24 protein-coding genes are annotated in these 20,765 nt (G+C 71.8%); 7 read left to right on the forward strand and 17 right to left on the reverse strand.

Going from position 1 to position 20,765, the window contains the following annotated elements:
• Positions 1-59: 59 nt before the first annotated feature.
• The 4 genes from T398_RS10680 to T398_RS10695 are packed head-to-tail and all read right to left on the reverse strand — an operon-like array spanning position 60 to position 3,542.
• Positions 60-1,307, reverse strand: coding sequence for a metallophosphoesterase (locus tag T398_RS10680; RefSeq protein ID WP_496446231.1), 1,248 nt, complete (start codon positions 1,305-1,307; stop codon positions 60-62).
• A gap of 13 nt (positions 1,308-1,320) precedes the next feature.
• Positions 1,321-1,617 carry a MoaD/ThiS family protein gene (locus T398_RS10685; RefSeq protein WP_496446233.1) on the reverse strand — a complete coding sequence of 99 codons (297 nt, stop codon included), beginning with the start codon at positions 1,615-1,617 and terminating at the stop codon, positions 1,321-1,323.
• Position 1,618: 1 nt separating this feature from the next.
• Positions 1,619-2,632 (reverse strand): GTP 3',8-cyclase MoaA, encoded by a 1,014-nt coding sequence (gene moaA, locus T398_RS10690; RefSeq protein WP_496446235.1) that lies wholly within the window; start codon positions 2,630-2,632, stop codon positions 1,619-1,621.
• Between the two features lies 1 nt (position 2,633).
• A complete protein-coding gene (locus T398_RS10695) occupies positions 2,634-3,542 on the reverse strand; it encodes a fructosamine kinase family protein (protein ID WP_496446237.1) in 909 nt (302 codons plus the stop codon).
• A gap of 150 nt (positions 3,543-3,692) precedes the next feature.
• Between T398_RS10695 and T398_RS10700 the strand changes: the two genes are divergently transcribed.
• Genes T398_RS10700 through T398_RS10710 form a run of 3 tightly spaced genes read left to right on the forward strand, consistent with a single transcriptional unit; the run spans position 3,693 to position 5,778 of the window.
• Entirely contained in the window at positions 3,693-4,781 is a 1,089-nt protein-coding gene (locus T398_RS10700; RefSeq protein WP_496446238.1) for a DUF4192 domain-containing protein, read from the forward strand.
• The gene (gene mobA, locus T398_RS10705; protein ID WP_496446240.1) at positions 4,712-5,488 is read left to right on the forward strand and encodes a molybdenum cofactor guanylyltransferase; all 777 of its coding nucleotides are present in this window, start codon (positions 4,712-4,714) and stop codon (positions 5,486-5,488) included. The genes T398_RS10700 and mobA overlap by 70 nt, the downstream gene beginning before the upstream one ends.
• Positions 5,485-5,778 (forward strand): DUF6457 domain-containing protein, encoded by a 294-nt coding sequence (locus T398_RS10710; protein WP_496446242.1) that lies wholly within the window; start codon positions 5,485-5,487, stop codon positions 5,776-5,778. The genes mobA and T398_RS10710 overlap by 4 nt, the downstream gene beginning before the upstream one ends.
• On the opposite strand, the gene T398_RS10715 is transcribed toward T398_RS10710, so the two are convergent.
• Both T398_RS10715 and T398_RS10720 read right to left on the reverse strand, forming a co-directional pair.
• Complete coding sequence (locus T398_RS10715; RefSeq protein ID WP_496446244.1) at positions 5,779-7,731, reverse strand: beta-propeller domain-containing protein; 1,953 nt, start codon at positions 7,729-7,731, stop codon at positions 5,779-5,781.
• Positions 7,732-7,891: 160 nt separating this feature from the next.
• Positions 7,892-8,350: an Lrp/AsnC family transcriptional regulator gene (locus T398_RS10720; protein ID WP_496446246.1), complete on the reverse strand. Its 459-nt coding sequence runs from the start codon at positions 8,348-8,350 to the stop codon at positions 7,892-7,894.
• A gap of 106 nt (positions 8,351-8,456) precedes the next feature.
• On the opposite strand from T398_RS10720, the gene ddaH reads away from it, so the two are divergent.
• Positions 8,457-9,242 (forward strand): dimethylargininase, encoded by a 786-nt coding sequence (ddaH, locus tag T398_RS10725; RefSeq protein ID WP_496446377.1) that lies wholly within the window; start codon positions 8,457-8,459, stop codon positions 9,240-9,242.
• Between the two features lie 62 nt (positions 9,243-9,304).
• Here the strand turns inward: ddaH and T398_RS10730 are convergent, their stop codons facing one another.
• A complete protein-coding gene (locus T398_RS10730) occupies positions 9,305-10,498 on the reverse strand; it encodes an ABC transporter substrate-binding protein (RefSeq protein ID WP_496446248.1) in 1,194 nt (397 codons plus the stop codon).
• 84 nt (positions 10,499-10,582) lie between these two features.
• Positions 10,583-11,377, reverse strand: a complete 795-nt coding sequence (locus tag T398_RS10735) for an alpha/beta hydrolase family protein (protein WP_496446249.1) — start codon at positions 11,375-11,377, stop codon at positions 10,583-10,585.
• Between the two features lie 79 nt (positions 11,378-11,456).
• Between T398_RS10735 and T398_RS10740 the strand changes: the two genes are divergently transcribed.
• Positions 11,457-12,074 (forward strand): bacterial proteasome activator family protein, encoded by a 618-nt coding sequence (locus tag T398_RS10740; RefSeq protein WP_026185572.1) that lies wholly within the window; start codon positions 11,457-11,459, stop codon positions 12,072-12,074.
• 21 nt (positions 12,075-12,095) lie between these two features.
• Here the strand turns inward: T398_RS10740 and T398_RS10745 are convergent, their stop codons facing one another.
• Positions 12,096-12,917, reverse strand: coding sequence for an HAD hydrolase family protein (locus tag T398_RS10745; protein ID WP_496446250.1), 822 nt, complete (start codon positions 12,915-12,917; stop codon positions 12,096-12,098).
• Between the two features lie 205 nt (positions 12,918-13,122).
• Positions 13,123-13,851, reverse strand: a complete 729-nt coding sequence (locus tag T398_RS10750; protein ID WP_496446252.1) for a hypothetical protein — start codon at positions 13,849-13,851, stop codon at positions 13,123-13,125.
• A gap of 164 nt (positions 13,852-14,015) precedes the next feature.
• Here T398_RS10750 and T398_RS10755 point away from each other — a divergent pair, with 164 nt between their 5' ends.
• Positions 14,016-14,360 (forward strand): metallopeptidase family protein, encoded by a 345-nt coding sequence (locus T398_RS10755; protein WP_018727698.1) that lies wholly within the window; start codon positions 14,016-14,018, stop codon positions 14,358-14,360.
• Between the two features lie 76 nt (positions 14,361-14,436).
• Here T398_RS10755 and pheA read toward each other — a convergent pair whose 3' ends face one another.
• The 5 genes from pheA to T398_RS10780 all read right to left on the reverse strand — a co-directional run bounded on the left by pheA (position 14,437) and on the right by T398_RS10780 (position 17,876).
• Entirely contained in the window at positions 14,437-15,384 is a 948-nt protein-coding gene (gene pheA, locus T398_RS10760) for a prephenate dehydratase (RefSeq protein WP_496446254.1), read from the reverse strand.
• A gap of 9 nt (positions 15,385-15,393) precedes the next feature.
• Positions 15,394-15,879, reverse strand: a complete 486-nt coding sequence (locus T398_RS10765; RefSeq protein ID WP_496446378.1) for a hypothetical protein — start codon at positions 15,877-15,879, stop codon at positions 15,394-15,396.
• Positions 15,880-16,106: 227 nt separating this feature from the next.
• On the reverse strand, positions 16,107-16,490 hold the full coding sequence (locus T398_RS10770; RefSeq protein ID WP_496446255.1) for an ACT domain-containing protein: 384 nt from the start codon (positions 16,488-16,490) through the stop codon (positions 16,107-16,109).
• Positions 16,491-16,565: 75 nt separating this feature from the next.
• Entirely contained in the window at positions 16,566-17,024 is a 459-nt protein-coding gene (locus tag T398_RS10775; protein WP_496446257.1) for a hypothetical protein, read from the reverse strand.
• A gap of 141 nt (positions 17,025-17,165) precedes the next feature.
• Positions 17,166-17,876 (reverse strand): hypothetical protein, encoded by a 711-nt coding sequence (locus T398_RS10780; protein WP_496446259.1) that lies wholly within the window; start codon positions 17,874-17,876, stop codon positions 17,166-17,168.
• A gap of 160 nt (positions 17,877-18,036) precedes the next feature.
• Between T398_RS10780 and T398_RS10785 the strand changes: the two genes are divergently transcribed.
• Positions 18,037-19,257: an arginine deiminase gene (locus tag T398_RS10785; RefSeq protein ID WP_496446260.1), complete on the forward strand. Its 1,221-nt coding sequence runs from the start codon at positions 18,037-18,039 to the stop codon at positions 19,255-19,257.
• A gap of 66 nt (positions 19,258-19,323) precedes the next feature.
• Here T398_RS10785 and T398_RS10790 read toward each other — a convergent pair whose 3' ends face one another.
• Both T398_RS10790 and T398_RS10795 read right to left on the reverse strand, forming a co-directional pair.
• Entirely contained in the window at positions 19,324-20,208 is an 885-nt protein-coding gene (locus T398_RS10790; protein ID WP_496446261.1) for a DUF5926 family protein, read from the reverse strand.
• Positions 20,209-20,269: 61 nt separating this feature from the next.
• On the reverse strand, positions 20,270-20,713 hold the full coding sequence (locus T398_RS10795) for an ATP-binding protein (RefSeq protein WP_496446263.1): 444 nt from the start codon (positions 20,711-20,713) through the stop codon (positions 20,270-20,272).
• Positions 20,714-20,765: the final 52 nt, after the last annotated feature.

A 20,765-nucleotide genomic window follows, 5' to 3' on the forward strand; every position in this document is an offset into this window, starting at 1 on the left:
GGCATCCTGCCACAAAGCCCGCGTCCTACGCTCGCCGCCACGCGCTCACGTGAGCTGCACTATGCCGAACGCAGCTCGACGAGGGTGACCTGTGGCTCGGCGCCGACTCGGACCGGGGGCCCCCAGAAGCCGGCGCCGTTGGTCACGTACACCTGGGTGCCATCGACCTCGCCGAGGCCGGAGACCACCGGCTGTTCGAGCCCGACCAGGTAGTTGAAGGGCATCATCTGCCCACCGTGGGTGTGCCCGGAGAGCTGCAGGTCAACACCGTGTTTGGCGGCCTCGAAGGCCGCGACCGGCTGGTGGGCGAGGAGTACCACCGGCCGGTTCGGGTCCCGATCGCCGAGGGCGGCGGCGTAGTCCGGCGGCCCGGCCACCCCGGTGCCGGCGGCATCGGCGTCGTTGACCCCGGCCAGGTCGAGTGCCCCGCCCCGGGCCTTGATCTCCACCCGATGGTTCTGCAGGACCCGCAGGCCCAGGCGGTCCACCTCCTGCACCCACTCCTCCACGCCGGAGTAGTACTCGTGGTTGCCGGTGACGAAGTAGCTGCCGTGTCGGGATCGCAGGTCGCGCAGCGGTGCCGCCGCCTCGCCCAGCTCGGCGACGGAGCCGTCCACCAGGTCGCCGACGACCGCGACGAGGTCGGCGTCCAGCCGGTTGATCGTGGCCACGATCCGTTCGGTGTGCGCGCGCCCGAGCAGCGGGCCGATGTGGATGTCGGAGACGGTGGCGATGCGGAGGCCGTCCATGCTCCGGGGTAGCCGGGCCAGCTGGACCTGTACCCGGTCCAGCTGGGGTGGGCCGAGGGCGGTGCGCACGCCGTAGCCGGTCAGGCCGGTGGCGGTGAGCCCGGCGAAGATCGCCGCCCCGCGCGCGAGGAGCAACCGGCGGGACGGATCGTGGTCCGGCCCGTCGGCGGGCGGGGCGGTGGCCGGCGGTTCGGCCGACCCGCCGGCCGCCACCAGGGCGGGTTCTGGCGCCGGAGCGGTGGGCGCGGCGGCGGCCTCCCGGCGGCGCAGTACCAGCCGGGCGACCACCATCGGCAGCTCCAGGGCCACCAGCAGGACCAGCAGGTAGAACAGGACCGCGAGCCAGAGGTACCCCGGCCAGGCGAACCAGTGCACCCCGGCTTGGGTGCCGACCAGCGTGGCCGGGACGAGCACCGCGAGCACCAGCATGGTGACACCGCCGATGCGTCGCGGGAGCCCCGGCCGAGTGGTGTCGCGTACCAGCCGCTTCCAGAGGTAGAAGTGGACCAGGCCCGTGAACAGGGCCAGAGCGGCGACGAACCCCAGTACCGCGAACAAGGTTGTGCCTCCCTCAGCCACCCGCGAAGGGTGGCAGAACGTCGATCGTGGCGCCCGCGGGCAGCGGTGCCCGCCGATCGTGCCAGTTCACCCCGTCAACCAGGAAACTGGCAGCGCCCAGTACCGCGCCGAGCCGCTCGCCGTGCCGGTCGGCGATGTCGGTCAGGACCGCGTCCAGCGACCGGCCGGCGGGCAGGTACTCCTCGGCGCATCCGGCCGCCGCCCGGGCCCCGGCGAAGTAGCGGATCGTGAGGGTCGCGGTCATCCGGTCGGGTCGGGCGTCGTTCGCTGGCCCCCGCAGGTCGGACACGTCAGCCTCCTATCGCGGACATCGAGCGGTCGGGTTGCAGGAACCCCGGGTCGTCGATGCCGTGGCCAGCCCGTTTACCCCACATCGCGGCCTGCCAGCGGCGGGCGAGCTCGTCGTCGTCGGCCCCCGCGCGGAGCGCTCCGCGCAGGTCGGACTCGGTGGTGGCGAAGAGGCAGTCCCGGACCTGACCGTCGGTGGTGAGCCGGGTACGGTCGCACTCTCCGCAGAAGGGGCGGGTGACGCTGGCGATCACGCCGACCCGGGCCGGGCCGCCGTTGACCAGCCAGGTCTCGGCCGGCGCCGCGCCCCGGTGGGCGGGATCCGGTACCAGGGTGTGTTCGGCCCGGAGCAGGGTGAGGATCTCGTCGGCGGTGACCATGGTTGACCGGTCCCAGCCGTGCTGGGCATCCAGCGGCATCTGCTCGATGAAGCGCAGTTCGTAGTGGTTGTCGAGGGCGAAGCGCAGCAGCGCGGGCGCCTCGTCCTCGTTGATGCCGCGGATCAGGACTGTATTGATCTTGACTGGGGTCAGCCCGGCCTGGGCCGCGCCGGTCAACCCGCCGAGCACGGCAGCCAGTCGGTCCCGTCGGGTCAGCCGGACAAACCGCTCCCGGTCGAGGGTGTCCAGCGAGACGTTCACCCGGTCCAGGCCAGCGGTGCGCAGGGCCGGCGCCAGCCGGTCCAGCCCGATGCCGTTGGTGGTCAGCGAGATGCGCGGCCGGGGGGCCAGCGCCGCGACCGCCGCGACGATGCCGACCAGGCCGGGCCGGATCAGCGGCTCACCACCGGTGAACCGCACCTCGGTCACCCCGAGCCGCTGCACCGCGATCCGGATCAACCGGACCACCTCGTCGTCGTCGAGGAGCTGCGGCCCGGCGAGCCAGGGCAGCCCCTCGGCCGGCATGCAGTAGGTGCAACGCAGGTTGCACTTGTCGGTCAGGGAGACGCGCAGGCTTCGGGCGACGCGGCTATGCCGGTCAACGAGGACGCCAGCGGTCGGTCGGGCGGCGCTCACCTCACGACGGTAGCGCGCCGGAGCCGAGTAGGGCGTTCCGGGCGGTGTGACCTACCGCTTCGCGGTAGGACGCACCGAAGAGCGCGGTGTGCACCAGCAGCAGGTGAAGCTGGTGCAGTGGGATCCGCTCCGGCCAGCCATCGGCTAGCGGCCACGCCTCGTCGTAGGCGGCGCGGATCCGGTCCAGGTGCGGTGCGCCACCGAAGAGCGCGAGCTGCGCGAGGTCGGTCTCCCGGTGGCCACCGTGTGCTGCCGGATCCACCAGCCAGGCCCGGTCGTCACGGCCCCACAGCAGGTTGCCCGGCCAGAGGTCACCGTGCAGCCGGGCCGGCGGTTCGTCGCCGCCGAGGGTGGCGGCCCGGTCGGCGACCTGCTCGACCAGCTTCCGCTCCGCCGGGCCGAGCGCGCCGTTGTCGACCGACATCCGCAGGTACGGCAGGAGCCGGCGCTCGACGAACCACCGCGACCACGGGCCGTCGTCCCGGGTGTTGTCCGCCGGTAGCGTGCCGATGAAGCCCGGCCAGTCGGCGCCGAAGGCCGGGGCGCCGGCCCGGTGCAGGGCCGCCATTTCCCGGCCGAACCGCTCGGCCGCCCCCGGGTCGGGCTCGCCGGGCTCGACCCATTCCAGCGCCAGCAGGTTGGGCAGTGCCACGATCACCTCCGGTACGGCGACCGCGTCCGCCTCCCGTAGCCAGCGCAGCCCGGCCGCCTCGCTGGCGAAGAAGTGCCCCGGCTGGTCTCCGGTGGCCGTCTCGGGCCAGGTCTTGGCGAGGATCGAATGCCCGTCGTCGAGGGTGAGCCGGGCGACGGTGCAGCTACTGCCGCCAGCGACCGGCGTCTCCCGGATCCGCTGGTGGGTCCGGAAGGTCGGCAGGTGCTCCGGGTGGGCCCGCAGGTACGCCAGATCCATGGGTCGGACGGTAGTGGGTCGGGGCGGGCCGAGGGCAGCAGAGGCCGAGAAGTCGCCGTGACCAGCGCAACTACCCAACGTAGCTGTGGATAGACCGCGTGTCGTCCACAGGGGCGGACGGCGGTCGGGAACGGCGTACAGGCTTCCGGAATGGCCCCGCCTGACCTCCCCCGGTTCTCCGTACGCTCCGGCGCGGACCTGATCGCCGCCGTGCCCTATCTGCTTGGGTTCCATCCGGCGGACAGCCTGGTCGTGGTGGGGATGCGTGGTCCACGGGTCACCTTCGCCGCGCGGGCAGACCTTGCGGGCCTGGCCGGCTCCACCGCGGCGGCCCGGCACCTGGCGGCAGTGGTCGCACAGCAGTCCACCGACCGGGCGATGGTGCTCGGCTACGGGCCCGCGTCCCGGGTCACCCCCGCGGTTGACGCGCTCCGGCAGGCCCTGGCCGAGGTGGGGATCGGGGTGCTCGACGCGCTTCGAGTCACCGATGGCCGCTACTGGTCGTACCTCTGCCCGGAGCCGGAGTGCTGTCCGCCCGACGGCACCGCGTACGACTTGGGCGCGAGTCAGGTGGCCGCCGCCGCGGTCCTCGCCGGTCAGGTCGCTCTGCCTGATCGGGCGGCGCTCGTCGCCCAGGTGGCGTCGGTCGAGGGCGACGAGCGCGCTCGGCTGCGGCGGGCCACGCAGCGGGCGGGGCGGCGTTTCGCCGACCTGGTGGCCCGGGCACCCGGGGCTGACCGGTCCGGCGGGCGGTCGGCCGACTGGCCGGGCGGGCGGTCGGTGCGGTCGGTGCGGTCGGTGCGGGCGGCGGGGAATGTCGCGATTCGGGCCGCTCAGCGTCGGCGCCGACGGGGCGAACGGCTCGACGACGACGAGGTGGCCTGGCTGAGTTGGTTGCTGACCGACCAGACGGTGCGCGACCTGGCCTGGGAGTGCACCGATGGGCGGGAGACCGACATCGCGCTCTGGGCCGACCTGCTCCGCCGGGCCGAGCCGGAACTCATCGCCGCCCCCGGTTCCCTGCTGGCCTTCGCGGCCTGGCGGGCCGGGGAGGGGGCGCTGGCGGCGGTGGCGGTGGAACGGGTGCTCGCCCGGCACCCCGACTATTCGCTCGCACTGCTGGTGGACGACCTGCTTCGGCGTGGGGTACCCCCGACCCGGCTGGCCGGGTGGCCAGTCATCGCGTTGCCCGGCGTGGTTCGTCCCCGCCCCCGGCGGGGTGGGCGGGGTGCCCGCTGACCGGCCGGCAGGGTCCCGGCCGGCCGCTGTTCGCGCAGGTGGGCGCGGGGCCCAGTGGGCTCGGCCGGTACCGTAGCCGGGTGCGCAGGTACGCGGCGGTGGTGCTGGCCGGGGGTGCGGCCCGGCGGATGGACGGCGTGGACAAGCCAGCCCGGCCGGTCGGTGGCCGCCCGATGCGGGACCGGGTGCTGGCCGCGGTCGCCGACGCCGCACCGCGAATCCTGGTGGGCCCAGCGGCCGGTGTGCCGGCCGACGTGCTGATCACCCGAGAGTCGCCGCCGGGCGGAGGGCCGGTCGCCGCTGCCGCGGCCGGGCTGGCCCGGCTACCCGCCGAGGTGGACCTTCTCGCCCTCCTCGCCGCCGACCTGCCGCTGCTCACGCGGGACGCGGTCCAGGAGTTGCTGGGCCAGCTCGACGGCGAGCGGGGCGGGGGCCAACCGGCGGTGGGTCCCGGCGGGATTGACGGGGTGTGTTTCGTAGACGACGCCGGGCGGCGGCAGCCGCTCTGCGGGGTGTGGCGGGTCGCCCCGCTGCGGGCCGCGTTCACCCGGCTGGTCACCCAGCGCCCCCTGGCCGGCGCGTCACTGCGGGCTCTGCTGCATGGGTTGGCCGTACGCGAGGTGCCGTGGCATGGGGATGGCCCCCCACCATGGTTCGACTGTGACACTGACGAGGATCTACGCCGGGCAGAGGAGTGGGTGCGATGACAACTATGGACGACTGGGTGACGGCGGTCTGCACAGAGCTTGGCCTCGACCCGGCTCGGGTGCCGGTGCCAGCGGTGCTCGACCTGACGCGGGAGGTGGCGCATCAGGTGTTGCGCCCCGGCGCGCCGGTCGCCGCCTACCTGGTGGGGGTTGCGGTTGGCGGGGGCGCGGAGCCGACCGCCGCCGCCGCCCGGATCCATCAGTTGGTCGCCGACTGGCCGGTCGAGCTGGGTGCGGTGGGTGAGCCCGGAACTCCGACCGACCGGGCCCACCCACCGGGCCAGAGCTGATCAGCTGTTCGGTAGCCAGGCCATGCTCTGACCGGTTGTCGGGTCGGAGGCCCGCAGGCCCGCGTCCGACACCGTCCAGAGGGTGTCGCCGACGAGTAGCGAACGGGTGATGTGCCCACCAGGCGGGTGGGTCACCTCGCCTTGGTCGGTGAAGGTGTCTCCGGCGACCCGCAACAGACGCAGGCCGGCGTTGACCGGGACAGCGAGTAGCCCGGTGGCCGGGTCGTACCGGAAGGCGTGCGGGTCGTGCTCGGCGGCGGACCAGGCGTCCGGGCGGTGCCAGCGGTCCAACCGGAGCGGTTGGGCCGGGTCCCGGACATCGAAGAGCGAGACCTGGACCCCCTGTGCGCGTCCGTCGAGGTCGGCCTCCTGCCCGATGCCGAGCAGCCGGCCGTCCGCGACCGGGTGTAGGTACGCCGAGTAGCCGGTGATCTTCAGCTCCCCGGTGACCCGGGGGGCGGCGTGGTCGCTCAGGTCGAGCGCGTAGAGCGGGTCGGTCTGCCGGAACGTCACCACGTACGCGGTGGCACCGAGGTAGCGCACCGAATAGATCCGCTCCCCCGGGCCCAGTCCGGTGACCGCGCCGGTCAGGGTCAGCACCTCGCCCTGTCGACGTAGCACGTGGACACCGGATTCCGAGCTACGCACGCCCTGGCTCGCGGTGGCGTCGGGCTGGCCCGCGGTGGCGTCGGGCTGGCCCGCGGTGGCGCTCTGGCCGGTGGTGGTGGCGACGCGTAGGTGACCCTGCCACTGGGACAGGGCGTACTGGTTGATCAGCCGGCCGGGCACGGTGCCGGCGGCGACGTATCGAGGGCGGTCGGTGGCGGTGTCGAACTGGTAGATGTCGGTGACCGTCGCGCCGAACTGGTCGGGCCACCGGCCCGGAGTGGACGGTTCCTCCAACTGCCGCTGGCTCGCCAGGTAGAGGCTGTCGCCGCTGCTGTAGACAGTGTCCGCGTCGGCGGCCACGCTGACCGGGTCGCCGTCAGTGAGCCGGTCGGCGGTGAGGTCGAAGCTGAGCACCGTCAGCACGGCGGAGCCGGTGCCGGTCTGCGGGCGGCTGAGTCGATCGCAGTCAACCTGACCGCTGCCGTGCTCCGCGCCGGCTGTCCACTCGTAGGCCGGCAGCCACGCCTCGATGCCTGCGGCGGCCACCGCGGCCCGGTTCGCCTCCTGGCGGGTCGCCTCGTCGGCGGTGGCGGGCAGTTCCGGGAAGGTCACCTGGGGATGGGACTGGACCACCACCCGGACCGTGCTCCCGGTCTGTCGGGCGTCCAGGGTGCGACCGTGGATTTCGTAGCTGCTGAGCACCCGGGGTGGGCCGCTCAGGTCGACCAGGTGGAGCCGGGTCGCGGTGGGCAGATTCGATCCGGGTGGCTGCACGGCGATGTCTTCGGGACCGAGGCCGTCCGCGGGGAGGAACACCATCGGTGCCGCGTCGGTGAGGACCATCGCGTGATCGCCGGACAGGAGTAGGTCGTGCTGGGCCCAGTGGTGCTGGTCGGGGCGATCATTGAGGTCTAGCCGCCCGATGAGTCGCTTGGTGGTGGGGTCAACGACCCGGAGTACACCCTGGCTGATGGTGACGATTCGCCGCCCGTCGGTCTTGACCAGGTCCGGCTCGTCAACGCCGGGCTCGTACCCATTGGTGAGCGAGTGGTCCCCGGCCGGCTCCGACTCGGCGGCGTAGCTGGTGGCGTCCTGCGCTGCCGAAATGGCCCGTTGCTGGGGCGCGCCGCTGGCGAGCTCCCACGGGCCGATCTTGGCTGCGGTCGCGGCGCGCAGTTCGGCCAGCGCATCGGCGCAGGAGTCGAAGGAGACCAGCTGTAGTGGTGACTGGGGCCCGGCCGGTGGTGTCTTCGGCGTCGCTGGCCGGGTCGCGGCGATGCTGCCCGCGAGCAGGAGGACCGCGAGCATTGCACCCGCGAAAAGAGTGGTACGGCGCGATGTCATGCCCCCTCCGACGCCGCCGGCCGGCCCGCGGTTCCCGTACGGCTCGCTGTCGTGGTTCCCGTGCGGCTCACTGTCGGGTGGCTCGGCGACGGCGGGGCGCACCTCCATCGATGTGGGCGGCGGCGGGCTCCGGGACGGCCCGAAGTCGCAGCGACGGTGATCAGTCGGGGGCTGGGCCGACGCCGGGGGACTCGACGAGCCGGGAGAGCACGATGGTGCTGCGGGTGGAGGTCACAAAGGACTCCGCTCGCAGGCGTTCCAATGCGGCCTCGAGATGGGCGATGTCGGCGGCGCGCAGGTGGACGAGGGCGTCCGCCTCGCCCGAGACGGTGTAGGCCCCGACGACCTCGGGGTGTCGGCGGGCGGCGACACCGATCTGCGGTGGCGTGGTTCGACCGGCGCAGAACAACTCGACGAATGCCTCGGTGGTCCAGCCGACCGCGGCCGGGTCAACGACGGCGGTAAATCCGCGGATAACTCCGGTCGCGCGCAGCCGATCGACGCGCCGCTTCACGGCCGGGGCGGAGAGGGAAACCCGCTGTCCGATGTCGGCGTACGACGCACGGGCGTCGGCGACCAGCAGCGCAATGATTCGCTGATCTACTGCGTCGATCTGCAATGTTCTGCCTCCTGGAAGCAATATTTTTGGCTGTTACCGTTGTTCGACGATACCTACCTTGGTAATCGTGAACCAGCAGCGAGTGCCGCGAAAGCGGATATATCTCATGTGCTCGCCGAAGCACTTCGCGGTTGAGTACGCGATCAACCCGTGGATGGACGTCACCGCCGCGGTTGACGTGGAGTTGGCGGTCAAGCAGTGGGACCGGCTGCGCGAGACGCTGGTCGGGCTCGGCCACGATGTGCACCTGCTCACCCCCGAGCCGGGGCTACCCGACATGGTCTACGCGGCGAATGGCGCCCTCGTCGTCGATGGCACCGTCTACGGCGCGCGGTTCAAGCATGCGCAGCGCAGCGCCGAGGCCGCGGCCCACCGCGCCTTCTACCAGTCACACGGTTGGCGCTTCATCGCCCCGACCGCCACCAATGAGGGTGAGGGTGACTTCGCGTACCTGCCGGCGGCGCACGGTGGCCTCGTCCTGGCTGGCTACGGCTTTCGGACCGAGCCCGCCGCCCACGCCGAGGCCCAGGAGGCGCTGGGCCGACCGGTGGTCTCGGTGCGGTTGGTCGACCCCCGCTTCTACCACCTGGACGTGGCACTGGCCTCGATCGATGACAGTAACATCGCCTACTATCCGGGTGCCTTCTCCACCGCCAGCCAGAAGGTGCTGGCGCAGCTCTTTCCCGCGGCTGTGCTCGCCGATGACGCCGATGCCCTCGCGTTCGGTCTGAACCTGGTCAGCGACGGACGCAACGTCGTCCTGAACAGCGAGGCGACCGGCCTCGCCGACAAGCTGGCAGCCGCCGGCTACCAGCCGGTGCCGGTGGCGCTGGCCGAGTTACGCAAGGGCGGCGGCAGCGTGAAGTGTTGCATCGCTGAACTGCGCCCCTAGCGCTCGCTGCCGACCGGCGCAGCGCCGGCAGGTGGCCGGGGGCGGGTCGGCGCCGCCCCCGCTCAGCCGAGCGTGGCCAACTCGGTCAGGAGCACGTTGGAGAGGAGCTGGCCGTCGAGCTGGACCTCCCGGAGGTACCACCGCTGCTGCGGGGTGCGCGACTGGTTGAACTGCCACACGCCGCGGGGGCTGTCAATTCGGCCGATCTTGCCGAGCGCGAGGTTCACCTCCGACGGGGTGGGTGACCCGCCAACACGCCGGATCGCCTGGTTGAGGACGTGCGCCGCATCGTACGACGCCGCCGCGTACGCCGTCGGAGAGGTGCCGTGCTTCTTGCGGTACGCGGAGGCGAACAGCCGGTTGGCCGCGTTGTTGACGTCGGGCGAGTAGTTCAGGGTGGTCTGGATGCCGAGAACATCCGCCTCGTTCTTGAAGCTCGCCAGGACGTTGCCCTCGGTCAGGAAGCCCGGGGCGTAGATGGGGCCGGTGTACCCCTCCGCGCGGAGCTGTTTGAGGAACTCCACGGCAGCGGCGCCGGCGAAGAAGCAGAAGACGCCGTCCGGAGTGCGCGTGAGCGCCGTGGCGATATCCCGCTGGTAGGCGTTCTTGCCCGGGACGCCGGAGATATCCTCCGTCCAGGTAACAGGAGCTCCGATCCGGGGATCGGACTGCCCGAATTCCTCCTGGAAGCCCCGGAGTACGTCCTTGCTGGCTGGGGAGTCCGGCATGATGACCGCCAGCCGTGCCGATGGGTCGAGCGTCTCCTTCAGGTAGCGGCCGAGGGCCCGACCGGCCTCGTCCAGCACGTATGACGTGCGCCAGATGTAGACGACGCTCTGCAGGCTGCTGGGGGAGGCGTTGGAACCGACCAGCGGCACCTGGGCCTGCTCCACGGTGTCCCGGATGCCGAGCATGACGGTCGAGCTGACCACGCCGGTGAGGGCCAGCACTCCCTGCTTGAGCAACTTCTCCACCGCGGCCTGGCCGGATTTCGCGTCGTTGCCCTCATCGACGGCGACCAGCTCGGTCGGGTGCCCGCCGAGCTGGTCCGCGTTGAGATCCAGGAAGAGTTGGAAGCCGTTGGCCACCTCGACTCCGACATCGGTGAGGTCACCGGTTTGCGGAATGAGCATGCCGATCTTGATGGGGCTCAGCGGAGCGTCGGACGCACTGCGGCCGGCACATCCTGCCCCGAGTCCGGCCGTGCCCAGCGCTGCCAACAGCTGTAGGGCACGCCTGCGGTTCACCTGTGTCACCGGTCCCTCTCCAGAAATCTTGGCCGGGCGTATCCGGCCCATCCGGCGTTTTACCCCGATCGGACACGCTGCGTCAACTCGCTGCTAGATTTTGGTGAGGGAACGTAATGCGAGGACGACCTCTGGCCAAGCCGCTGATTCTGGGTCGATGAGGCCGAAATGTTCGCACTTGGCTAGCTCCAGTAGCTGGACGTTGCCGCCAGCGGCGTGCCCGGCGGTAACGAACTCTCTGCTCATCGTTACCGGCACCTGTTCGTCGAGGGCGCCATGCATAACTACTGTCCGTGATTTTGGTGGCGGCAGTGAACGCGGATCGCAGGCCGCATAGCGGTCCGGCACCTCGGTCGGTCCGCCGCCGAGCAGTGCGGCCACCGCACCCGTGTCCAGGTCCAGCCGGTTGGCCTCGGCCAGGTTCGCCACCGGGGCCAGAGCGAGGATCCCGCCGACGACGGTGGGCCGGGTGGCGGCGGCGTAGAGTGCCAGTTGCCCGCCGGCCGAGTGACCGATGAGGATCGGCGGGCCGGCCGCCACCGCGCCGGGGAACGCCTCGGCCGTCAGCCGGGGCAACTCGGACACCCCGGTCAGGACATCGGCCATGGTTCCTGGCCAGCCACCGCCGGGCTGCCCGGTCCGGCGGTACTCGACCTGCGCCACCGGATAGCCGAGCTCGGCCAGCGCGGTCGCCAGCGGCGCGGTGTGCCGGCGGTCGTACTCAGCTCGCCAGAAGCCGCCGTGCACGACGATCACCAGCCGCTCGGGCGGCCCGGCACCGGCTGGTCGGCGCAGATCCGCGACCTGGTCCGGATGGGGGCCGTAGGCGACGGTGACGTCCGGGGCCGGCGCGGGACGGGTGAGCACGGCACGCGGGTCACTGGACATGCCGGTGACGGTAGCGGGTTGCCCCGATCGGCGCTGATCGTTGCTCCCGGAGGGCGCCGCCGGCGGCGGCTGGGGAAAGATGGGTGCCATGACCGAAGCGCAGTCCGCAGGACAGAACGACGTGCAGGACCAGGCTGACGAGCAGGGCCAGGACGATGCTGCCCGGTCCGGCACCGTGGTGGTGGTGGGACCGGATGGCCGTCCGGTGGGCACGGTGCAGACCGACGATAGCCAGGAGGACCCGGCCCGACTGGTCGAGCAGCCGGCCAAGGTGATGCGGATTGGCAGCATGATCAAGCAGCTGTTGGAGGAGGTCAAGGCCGCTCCGCTCGACGACGCCAGCCGGCACCGGATGCGGGAGATCCACGAGCGGTCCATCGTCGAGCTCAAGGAGGGGCTCGCCGTCGAGCTGCGGGAGGAACTGGAGCGTCTCGCCCTGCCCTTCACCGAGGAGAAGGCACCCAGCGAGAGCGAGTTGCGGATCGCCCACGCGCAGCTCGTTGGCTGGCTGGAAGGGCTCTTCCACGGCATCCAGGCAGCCTTGGTCGCCCAACAGATGGCGGCCCGGGTGCAGCTGGAGCAGATGCGCTCCGGTCGGCAGGCCCTCCCCAGCGGGCCGGGCGGAATCGCACCCGGCATGCCCGGGATGGGGCAGCCGGCGGGCGGTGAGGGGCACAGCACCGGTCAGTACCTCTGATCGGTGCGGCCCGGGCCGCTGTCAGCGGGTCAGCAGCCGGTCAAGGTAGACGGCGACTCCGTCGTCGTCGTTTCGGAGGGTGGCTTCGTCGGCGGCGGCGTGCACCGCCGGGTGCGCGTTCGCCACCGCCACCCGGGCCCACCCCGCCCAGGAGAACATCGGCAGGTCGTTCGGCTGGTCGCCGAAGACCAGAACCTCCGCCGGGTCCACGCCGAGCCGTTCGGCGACCACCTGGAGCCCGGTCGCCTTGTCCACACCGGGCGGGCAGATTTCGATGAAGCCCAGGCCAGCCTGGGTGAGCGTGGCGGTGTGTGGTGGGATGACTCGCTGGGCCGCCCCCAACAGCTCGTCAGTGTGGTGGTCGGCGGTCCGGGCGAATGCCTTGATCACGTTGCCGGAGAGGCACTCGGCGCGGCTGCGCGCCTCAAACAGCTCCGGGTACGGCCAACTCGCGTGGTAGTCCCCCCAGAGCGGTGCGTTGGGTTCGTCGGACGACTCCACCATGACGGTCAGCGGGCCGACCGCTGTCTCCAGCTCGGTCAGCAACTCTGCCAGCACCGCGCCGGAGAGCCACTCGTCGCGGAGCACCAACGGCCCGTCCGGGTCGCTCTGGTCCACCACCCGGCCGCCGTTGGCCATCACCAGGAAGTCGGCGGCGCGGATGTCGTTGCGGGTCAGCTCGGTCAGCCGCGGTCCGCGACCGGTCGCGCCGACCATCGGGATGCCGGCGGCGCGCATCCGGTCGAGCACCTCGTGCGTGTACGCGGAGACGGTGTTGTCGCTGCGGACCAGCGTCCCGTCCAGATCGGTGGCGATCAACTTGGGTAATCCCGGGCGGACCATGGCTCCTCCTTCGCCCGCCACCGTCACGGCCAGTCGTCACGGTTGTGTGACCCGGGGTTACGGCGGGCAGCAACCGTACCTCGCGGAGGCGGCCCCAACCATGGCCAACCGGCGAATCCGGTGCCAATGGGTGGCAGGGCGGCAGGGCCGGGACCAGTGGTCGGGTCGGCCCGTGGCGCGGGTGGTGCCCGGTGGCGCAGCTCGATCAATCCGGGTGGATGAACGGGGCCGTCGGGCGGACGGTGAGGTCGGCGGGAGGCGGCAGGTCGTCAGCTGCGGCGCGGCGGGGAGCACGCGTTCGTCGGGCCGGCGTTGCCGCACCCTCCGCCGGCGCTGCCGCATCGTCCTCCGGCGTTGCCGCACCATCCTCCGGCGTTGCCGCACCGGCCCCCGGCTCGGACCTGCCGCCGGCCGGTGCGAGCAGCACGGCAGCCCCGAGTAGTGCGCAGGTCAGTAAGGCGGCGACCATCCCCCGCCCGTACTTGGTGTCGGAACCAGTCCCCTGGTCGCCGATCGTGGTCATCCCGGCGACCAGCACCGCGAGCAGAGCAGCTGCCAGGGCCAGGCCGGCGACGCGGGCGTTCGACCGGGTGGCTCCGGTGCCGTACAGGGCGAGGGCGACCGTCACCGCCATACCGAGGATGCCGACCAGGTAGAGGAGGCCGAGACGATCCGTCCCGACGACCGTCTCCTGGAACGTATCGCCGCCGGGACTAAACGGGGACAGGTGCACTACCACCCACGTTTGCGTCAGCGAGGCCAGCCCGGCGACGGCCCCGAGTCCGGCGAGAACGAGTGGCATGCTTCGGTTACGGAGGAGCTGGGTGACAGAGCGTCGGTGGCCCGATGGTCGAGGACCGTCCCCGCCCCACTGCCCGCCGACGATGTCATCGGAGCGGTCTTCCTGCCGGGGGATGGGTTGTTTCGGAGCCATCGGAGGCCTTTCTCATCGATGAGATTGTCCGCATCATGGCACAACCAGCCAGGCGCGGGCCGGGCTGAATCGTCTCTCCCCGCCGGCTGTCCGCTCCCCGCCTTCCCCGCCGGGGCGGGGCTTCCCGGCAGGACCTCGGGTACCGGCAGAATGGGGCAGTGGCCATGGAGATGAACCGGGAGCGGTTCGAGGAGTTGGTCGGCGACGCGCTCGACGAGGTACCCGAGGAGTTGCTCAGCCTGATGAGCAACGTGGTCATCCTGGTCGAGGACGCCCCACCCCCCGGCGAGGAGCTACTCGGCCTGTACGAGGGGCACGCCCTGACCGACCGCGGCTGGGACTACTCGGGCGTGCTGCCCGACCGCATCCTGATCTACCGCAACCCGATCCTGCGGATCTGCGACACCGAGGAGGATGTGGTGGAGGAGGTGGCGGTCACCGTCGTGCACGAGATCGCCCACCACTTCGGCATCGACGACGAGCGCCTGCACGAGTTGGGCTGGGGTTGAGCCGTCCGGCCGCCCGGAACAGGGTCGGCCACGGCCCGGCGCCGGGCGGGGGTGGCCAGGAACTGTGCGACCGGTCTCAGCTGAGATCCCCGCTACGCAGCCGGGCGAGCCAGCCGGCGGCGTCGACATAGTCGGCGTCAACGGGCCCCGCCGGGGCTGGCCGTTCACCGCCTCCGGTCCAGCGGTGCCGGGGGTACGACCCGAGGAAGCGCACCTGGGAGCAGACCCGCCGTAGTCCCTGTAATGCCTCGCCGAGCCGGGCATCGGCCAGATGACCGGTGCAGTCCAGGAAGAACACGTACCGGCCGAGTGCCTCGCCGGTCGGCCGGGACTCGATCCGGGTCAGGTTGACTCCGCGCACGGCCAGCTCCATCAGCACGGAGAGCAGCGCGCCCACCCGGTCGTGGGCGATGTAGACGGCCAGCGACGTCACGTCGTCCCCGGTGGGCGGCGGGGGCGGCCCCGGCCGCGAGAAGAGCGCGAATCGGGTCACCGCGTCCGGGTGGTCGGCGATCTTGTCGGCCAGTACCGCGAGCCGGTGTCGGGCCGCGCCGATCGGAGCGCAGATCGCCGCGTCGAAGTCGCCAGCGGCGGCCCCAACCGCAGCCGCACCGTTGGAGAGCACGTCAACCACCGCCGCGTCGGGCAGGTGAGCGTGCAGCCATGCCCGGCACTGGGTTGATGCCTGGGGATGGGCGGCCACGCTGCGCACCGCACCGAGGTGCCCGCCGGCGCGGGTGGCGAGTACGAACTGCACCGGCAGGATCACCTCCCGCGTGATCACCAACGGCTCGCCCTCGGCCAACTCGTCCAGCGTCACCCCGACCGCGCCGCCGATGGAGTTCTCCAGCGGCACCAGCGCCGCATCCGCGGCACCGACACGTACGTGCTCCAGCGCCTCGCCGACGCTGCGGGCGGGCGTCCGGTTGGCCCGTTCGGCAGCGGGGATGGTCCGCAGCGCCTGCTCGGCGAAGGTGCCCTCGGGCCCGAGGTAGACAAAGCGGGTCGGCGGTGTTCCCGGCATGGCGACAGCCTACGTACTCGAGCTGGCGTCGCAGGCCAGGGTCCGGATGCCGGTCGGGGAGGTGACGCGTACCTCCGCTGTGCAGACATCGGTGCCGGCGGTGACCAGGCGTGGTGCGGTGCCGGAACCCCGGCTGACGACCTGGAGCGGTTCGTAGCCGGTGACGGCGAGGACGGTGTAGTGCCAGTCGTCGGCGCAGAGCGGCCCGGTCAGCACCCGTACCTGGGCGTCGGCGGGAAGCAGGTCCTGCCCGCGTACCAGTTCGGTCACCTGCTGACTGGACGGGCCGGCGGGGCATCGGACGGCGACCGGCGTGCTGCTGGCGGTCGGGGTGGACGCTCCGGTCGGCGGCGGTGCCGCAGTGGTGGTCGCGGTGTCGGTCGGGCTGGGCGAGGCGGACCGGGCCGACTGGCTCGGCTGGGGGTCCCGCAGCTCGGGCGGGGTGCCGCAGCCCGAGGTGAGCAGTACCGCCAGGAGCGCCACCAGCCCGGCCACGGTCGCGGCCGGGATCTGCGACTGGCCACGCCGGGTCGGTGGTCCGGTCCGGGACCGGTCGGTGGGCGGAGCGGGAGCAGCGGGGCGGGGTCCGGACGGCACGGACGGTCCTCAAATCGACATGAATAAGTGCAGCGGATGGGAGACCCATCGTAGGAGGGTCCGCTGGTCCGGTGAAGCCTTGGCCGGGCCGCTTCTCGACCGAGGCCAACGCGACACCGTCCTGGCTAGGTGCGGACCCGGTGCCCGGCCCGGTCGAGCGCGGTGACGGCCTGATCGAGGCGGACCGCCGGGACCAGCAGGTAGTCGGTGTCGTGGGTAGAGAAGGCAACCACGGAGACGCGGGCCTCGGCCAGCGGGTCGATGAGAGCGGCCAAGCCGGTGGAGAGCGCGAGGTCAGAGGGGCCGACCAGGCGTAGGCAGCGCCAGGTGGTCTCGGTCTGTGCCGGTGCGCGCGCTGCGGGGCAGATCACCGACACGCCTTCGGTGGTCCAGCTCACCGTGACCACGTCATCGTCGCTCAGCCCGCCCGACAGGCCGGGCGGCAGGGCAGAGCCGGCCGCCAGACGGCAGACAGCGTAGTCACCCGGCAGCAGAGCGAGATCCAGCATGAGGGCACCTTACGGCCTCGGGCGGTTCCTACCCAGCAACCCGCATGCGGCGCACGCCACATGCGGTGCTCCGGGTTAGACCTCGGAGAAGAACGTGAGGGAGCCGACCACTGCACCGGCGTGGTGAACCGGGGTGGAGATGGCGTCGACGGTGGCGTCCGGTGCGTCCGCCGACACCCCTTTGATCCGGAGCAGCCCGCGGGCCAGGCGGCCGGAGGTGATGGCGAGGAGCGGTGGGATCTTGTCGAGTTCCGGCTCGGTCAGCTCGCCCCGGTTGGCGGTGAAATCGAGCAACCGCAGGCCGCCGTCGAGTAGTGGTTGCCCGATCACGTTCAGACAGTCACCGAGAAAGAGCAGTTGAGACCCGGCGGCGGAGACGGCGACCACCCGAGTGTCGGCAGCGAGGAGCAGGCAGGGCTCGTCTGCCTGGGAGACGGCTACCGACCAGGAGGTGACGTTGTCGTACTCCTGCCCTGTCGGTGGCGCCACCGTCGGCACGCGGACTTCTGAGAGCGAGAGTTCGACGTGGGCCACCGCACCTCCTACCTAAACCCAGACGGCCTGCCCACGCTAGCGTGACCCAACGTATTTTCGCTGACCGTGCCGGCAACCGTCAGCTCACTGGTGGTGATGTGGACCGTGACCTACCGACGGTACCGTCGGTGGCCCGGCTTGTCAGCTGCCGTCGTCATACCACCGGTAGTCGGCCGCCGGGCGGTAGCTGCCGTTGCGCCAGGTGCCCGGGTGCTGCGCGACCCGGGACAGCTTGGCGGCGGTGTGCGGGCTGATTCGGTTCCCGGCGGCGACGAGGAGCCGGTCCAGTTCCCGGTGGGTGGCCATCAGGCAGTCCTTCGGGAGGCCGTACACGCTGATGACGCCGGAGCCGACGAACGTCAGCACCGGCGTCACCGGGATGGGTAGCCCGACTGCGCTGCTGAGGGCCTTGCTCGCCCGCTTGGCATCCTTGCGGGCCTCGGCCACGTAGGCCGGGCGCTTGCCGTTGATCTGCACGACCTCCCCGGCCACCAACACCCGGGTCCGACCATGATCAACGATGGTGACCGCGTAGAGCCCGCTCGGGCCGATCACGAGAAAGCCGGCGCGTTCGTCCTCGGCGGAGTCGCGGACCAGATCGAGCGAGTCGGTACGCGGCCATTCGATCACGTGCCAGGCCGGACCGAGTTGGTCGAGTCGACCCAGCGCCCGTGCTCCGGCTGCCTCCAGCCGCCGTGCTCCCCGCTCGGCCCGTCGACGGCGGGCCCAGTCGAGGGGGGAGGAGCGGGGTGGGGCGAGCGTGCCCGGGCTGTCCACCCGGGGATGCGGCACCGCCATGGGCGGCAACGCCTGGGCGGAGGGTGCGGCTCGGCGGGCAGGGTAGACAGTCATCGCGACCTCCGGCAAAAGGTCCCTCGAAGTTATGTCCCCGCTACCCTACGTCGCTACTCCCCGGAGGGGGCAAGTTGGAGCGCCGGAGTGAGTGCGGATGAATGCCGTGTTCATCCATCGTTGTTTTGCCGGATACCGAGAACTCAGGCTCTAGGCTGCGATGGTGAGCCACTACGTGGACAGTGAGGTTGGCCGCCTGGGTACGGTCCTGCTGCACCGCCCCGGGCCCGAGCTCGCCCGGCTCACCCCCCGCAACAGTGGTTCGCTGCTCTTCGACGCCATCCCCTGGGTCAGCCGCGCGCAGGAGGAGCACGACGCGTTCGCCACCGCGCTGCGCGAGCGCGGCGTGGAGGTGCTGCACCTGGCAGAGCTGCTCACCGAGACCCTCGCCGGCGACGATGCGCGGGCCGAGCTGACCGAGCAGGTGCTGCGCTCGCCCCGGCTCGGCGACCAGCTACGCGCCCGGGTCGCCGCCCATCTCGCCTACCTCGACCCGGCCATGTTGGCCAGTGTCCTCATCGCCGGTCTGGCCCACGAGGAACTGCGGATCAGCCGGGAGCGCCCCGGCGGCCTGGTCTACCAGCTGATGGACCGGCACGACTTCGTCATCGACCCGCTGCCAAACCTGCTCTTCACCCGCGACTCCTCGGTCTGGATCGGCGGTCGGGCCGCCGTCACCAGCCTGGCCATGCCCGCCCGTCGGCGGGAGAGCACGCTGACTCGCATCATCTACCGCCACCATCCACGTTTCGCCGGCACCGAGTTCGCGTACCACCCGGGGATGGAGCATCTGGAGGGCGGGGACGTGCTGCTGCTCGCCCCCGGAGTGCTGGCGGTCGGGGTAGGCGAGCGGACCACGCCAGCGGGTGCCGAGCGTCTTTCCCGCCAGGTCTTCGCCGCGGAACTGGCGCACACCATCCTGGTCGTACCGATCGCCCAGGAGCGGGCCACCATGCATCTCGACACCGTCTGCACGATGGTGGACACCGATGCGGTGCTGATGTATCCGAACATCGCCAGCACGCTCGTCGCGTACACGGTTATCGCCGGGACCGGCGGCGGCGATCCGCGGGTGGAAGGACCGGCGCCGTTCCTCCGGGCCGCAGCGGACGCGATGAACCTGGACCAGCTTCGGGTGATCGACACTGGCCTGGATCCGGTGACCGCCGAGCGGGAACAGTGGGACGACGGCAACAACACCCTCGCCCTGGCGCCCCGGCTCTGCGTCAGTTACGAGCGGAACACAGAGACCAACGCGCAGCTTGAACGATCCGGTATCGAGGTCGTCCCGATCGCCGGCTCGGAGCTGGGCTCCGGGCGGGGCGGCCCCCGGTGCATGTCCTGCCCGCTACTCCGCGCCCCCCTCGGCCGGGGAGACTGAGCCGGCCGCTCACCTCCGCCGGCCGCTCACCTCCGCCGGCCGCTCACCTCCGCCGGCCTGGTGGACTCAGCGGAGGGCGAGCTGGCGGCCGAGGAGCCCGTGCCGCGCCCGCCGGGCCGCCGCATCCAGGGGGGCGGCGGCTGCCAAGGCCGCAGCGTAGCGTCCGGCGAACTCGGCCACCGGCTGCTCCCAGTACCCGGCCGGGGTCTCCTCCGGAAGGTCCCAGACCGGCACGAGGCGGCCGTGCACGCGGAATATTCCGGCGAACTTCGTCTCCTCGCCCAGGGTCAGGGTGCCGGCCACGCTGAGGTGAGCCAGCGCGTCCAGGGCGGCGTCCTCGTCGTCGGGGAGCACCCACCGGACGTGTGCCTTCTCCGGGACCTGGCACCAGTAGGCGGCGCGGGCCGCGGTGAGCCGCACAGTCGGGTAGATCGCGGCATCGGCCCGCTCCAGCGACGCCTGCACGGTCGGATCGCCGGCCGAGTCCCGGTCGAGCCAGAACTGGAAGCCCTCGTGCAGGGTGATCTCCAGTGGAGCATCAACCAGCACGTCCGGCAGTCGGGGCCCCGGGCCGGGTAGCGGCGGTACGCCGACCTGGCGGCCCGGCTCGGTACGCAGCGCGCAGAGCAACGCCTCGGCCAGGTCCCGGGATACGTCTCCGGACTGCTGATGCCGCTGGAGGCCGAGCAGGACCCGGCCGGTTGGCTGCACCATCGCCGGCGCCGCCATCGGCAGGACGGTGGCGAGCAGGACCTCCCGCTCGCCGAACTCGGTCACCAGGTCGGGGGCGAGGCGCAGTGGTGCGGTGGCGGCCGGCACAAGCTCGCGTAGGGCGATCCACTCCGGCTCGTCGGTCAGGCCCTCGAAGGGGCGGGGCACGAAGACGTCCCGCACCTTCTCCCGTTTCCCGGCGCTGTCCGCGGCCCGCTGGCTCTTTCGACGCTTGCTCACGGTCGGACAGCCTAGAGGGCCGGGTGGGCTGATGGGGATCGGACCCACCCGGCCTCGCCGGTCAGGCGACCACCAGATCCGGTCCGTCGAAGGCGTTGCCGCCGACCGGGTCGGCCTGCGGCCCGACCGGCTCGAACTCAGCCCAGACGCTCTGCCCGAGGCCATCCCGGTCGACGCCCCAGCGGCTGGACAATCCGGCGACGATGTGCAGGCCACGGCCATCGGGCGCGTCGGGATCGACGGCCCGAATCCGCGGCTCGACGGGGGCGCCACCGTCAGTCACCCGCAACCAGATCCGTGGGCCGATCGGGGTGGGGCGCAGCCGCCAACCCACCCGGATCACCCCGCCCGGCAGCGGGTCGGCGTGCCGTACGGCGTTGCCCACCAGCTCCGCGAGGACCGCCACGAGATCCGCGAGCAGCGCTGGCGGTACGGCGGTGCCCAGCTCGCCGGCGAGCCAGTGCCGCGCCTGCCGGGCTCCCACCCCGTCGTGGGGAACCACCACGCACCACGTCCGTTCGGGACTCTCCGTCAACACCGTCGCCCTTCACCCCCAC

The organism is Salinispora goodfellowii (assembly GCF_059570675.1).

Coding starts and splice junctions, on each gene's coding strand:
- T398_RS10695 (WP_496446237.1), bottom strand. CDS start 3,542: ATGGATCTGGCGTACCTGCGGGCCCACCCGGAGCACCTGCCGACCTTC.
- T398_RS10700 (WP_496446238.1), top strand. CDS start 3,693: ATGGCCCCGCCTGACCTCCCCCGGTTCTCCGTACGCTCCGGCGCGGAC.
- T398_RS10710 (WP_496446242.1), top strand. CDS start 5,485: ATGACAACTATGGACGACTGGGTGACGGCGGTCTGCACAGAGCTTGGC.
- T398_RS10715 (WP_496446244.1), bottom strand. CDS start 7,731: ATGACATCGCGCCGTACCACTCTTTTCGCGGGTGCAATGCTCGCGGTC.
- ddaH (WP_496446377.1), top strand. CDS start 8,457: ATGTGCTCGCCGAAGCACTTCGCGGTTGAGTACGCGATCAACCCGTGG.
- T398_RS10735 (WP_496446249.1), bottom strand. CDS start 11,377: ATGTCCAGTGACCCGCGTGCCGTGCTCACCCGTCCCGCGCCGGCCCCG.
- T398_RS10740 (WP_026185572.1), top strand. CDS start 11,457: ATGGGTGCCATGACCGAAGCGCAGTCCGCAGGACAGAACGACGTGCAG.
- T398_RS10745 (WP_496446250.1), bottom strand. CDS start 12,917: ATGGTCCGCCCGGGATTACCCAAGTTGATCGCCACCGATCTGGACGGG.
- T398_RS10750 (WP_496446252.1), bottom strand. CDS start 13,851: ATGGCTCCGAAACAACCCATCCCCCGGCAGGAAGACCGCTCCGATGAC.
- T398_RS10755 (WP_018727698.1), top strand. CDS start 14,016: ATGGAGATGAACCGGGAGCGGTTCGAGGAGTTGGTCGGCGACGCGCTC.
- pheA (WP_496446254.1), bottom strand. CDS start 15,384: ATGCCGGGAACACCGCCGACCCGCTTTGTCTACCTCGGGCCCGAGGGC.
- T398_RS10770 (WP_496446255.1), bottom strand. CDS start 16,490: ATGCTGGATCTCGCTCTGCTGCCGGGTGACTACGCTGTCTGCCGTCTG.
- T398_RS10780 (WP_496446259.1), bottom strand. CDS start 17,876: ATGACTGTCTACCCTGCCCGCCGAGCCGCACCCTCCGCCCAGGCGTTG.
- T398_RS10785 (WP_496446260.1), top strand. CDS start 18,037: ATGGTGAGCCACTACGTGGACAGTGAGGTTGGCCGCCTGGGTACGGTC.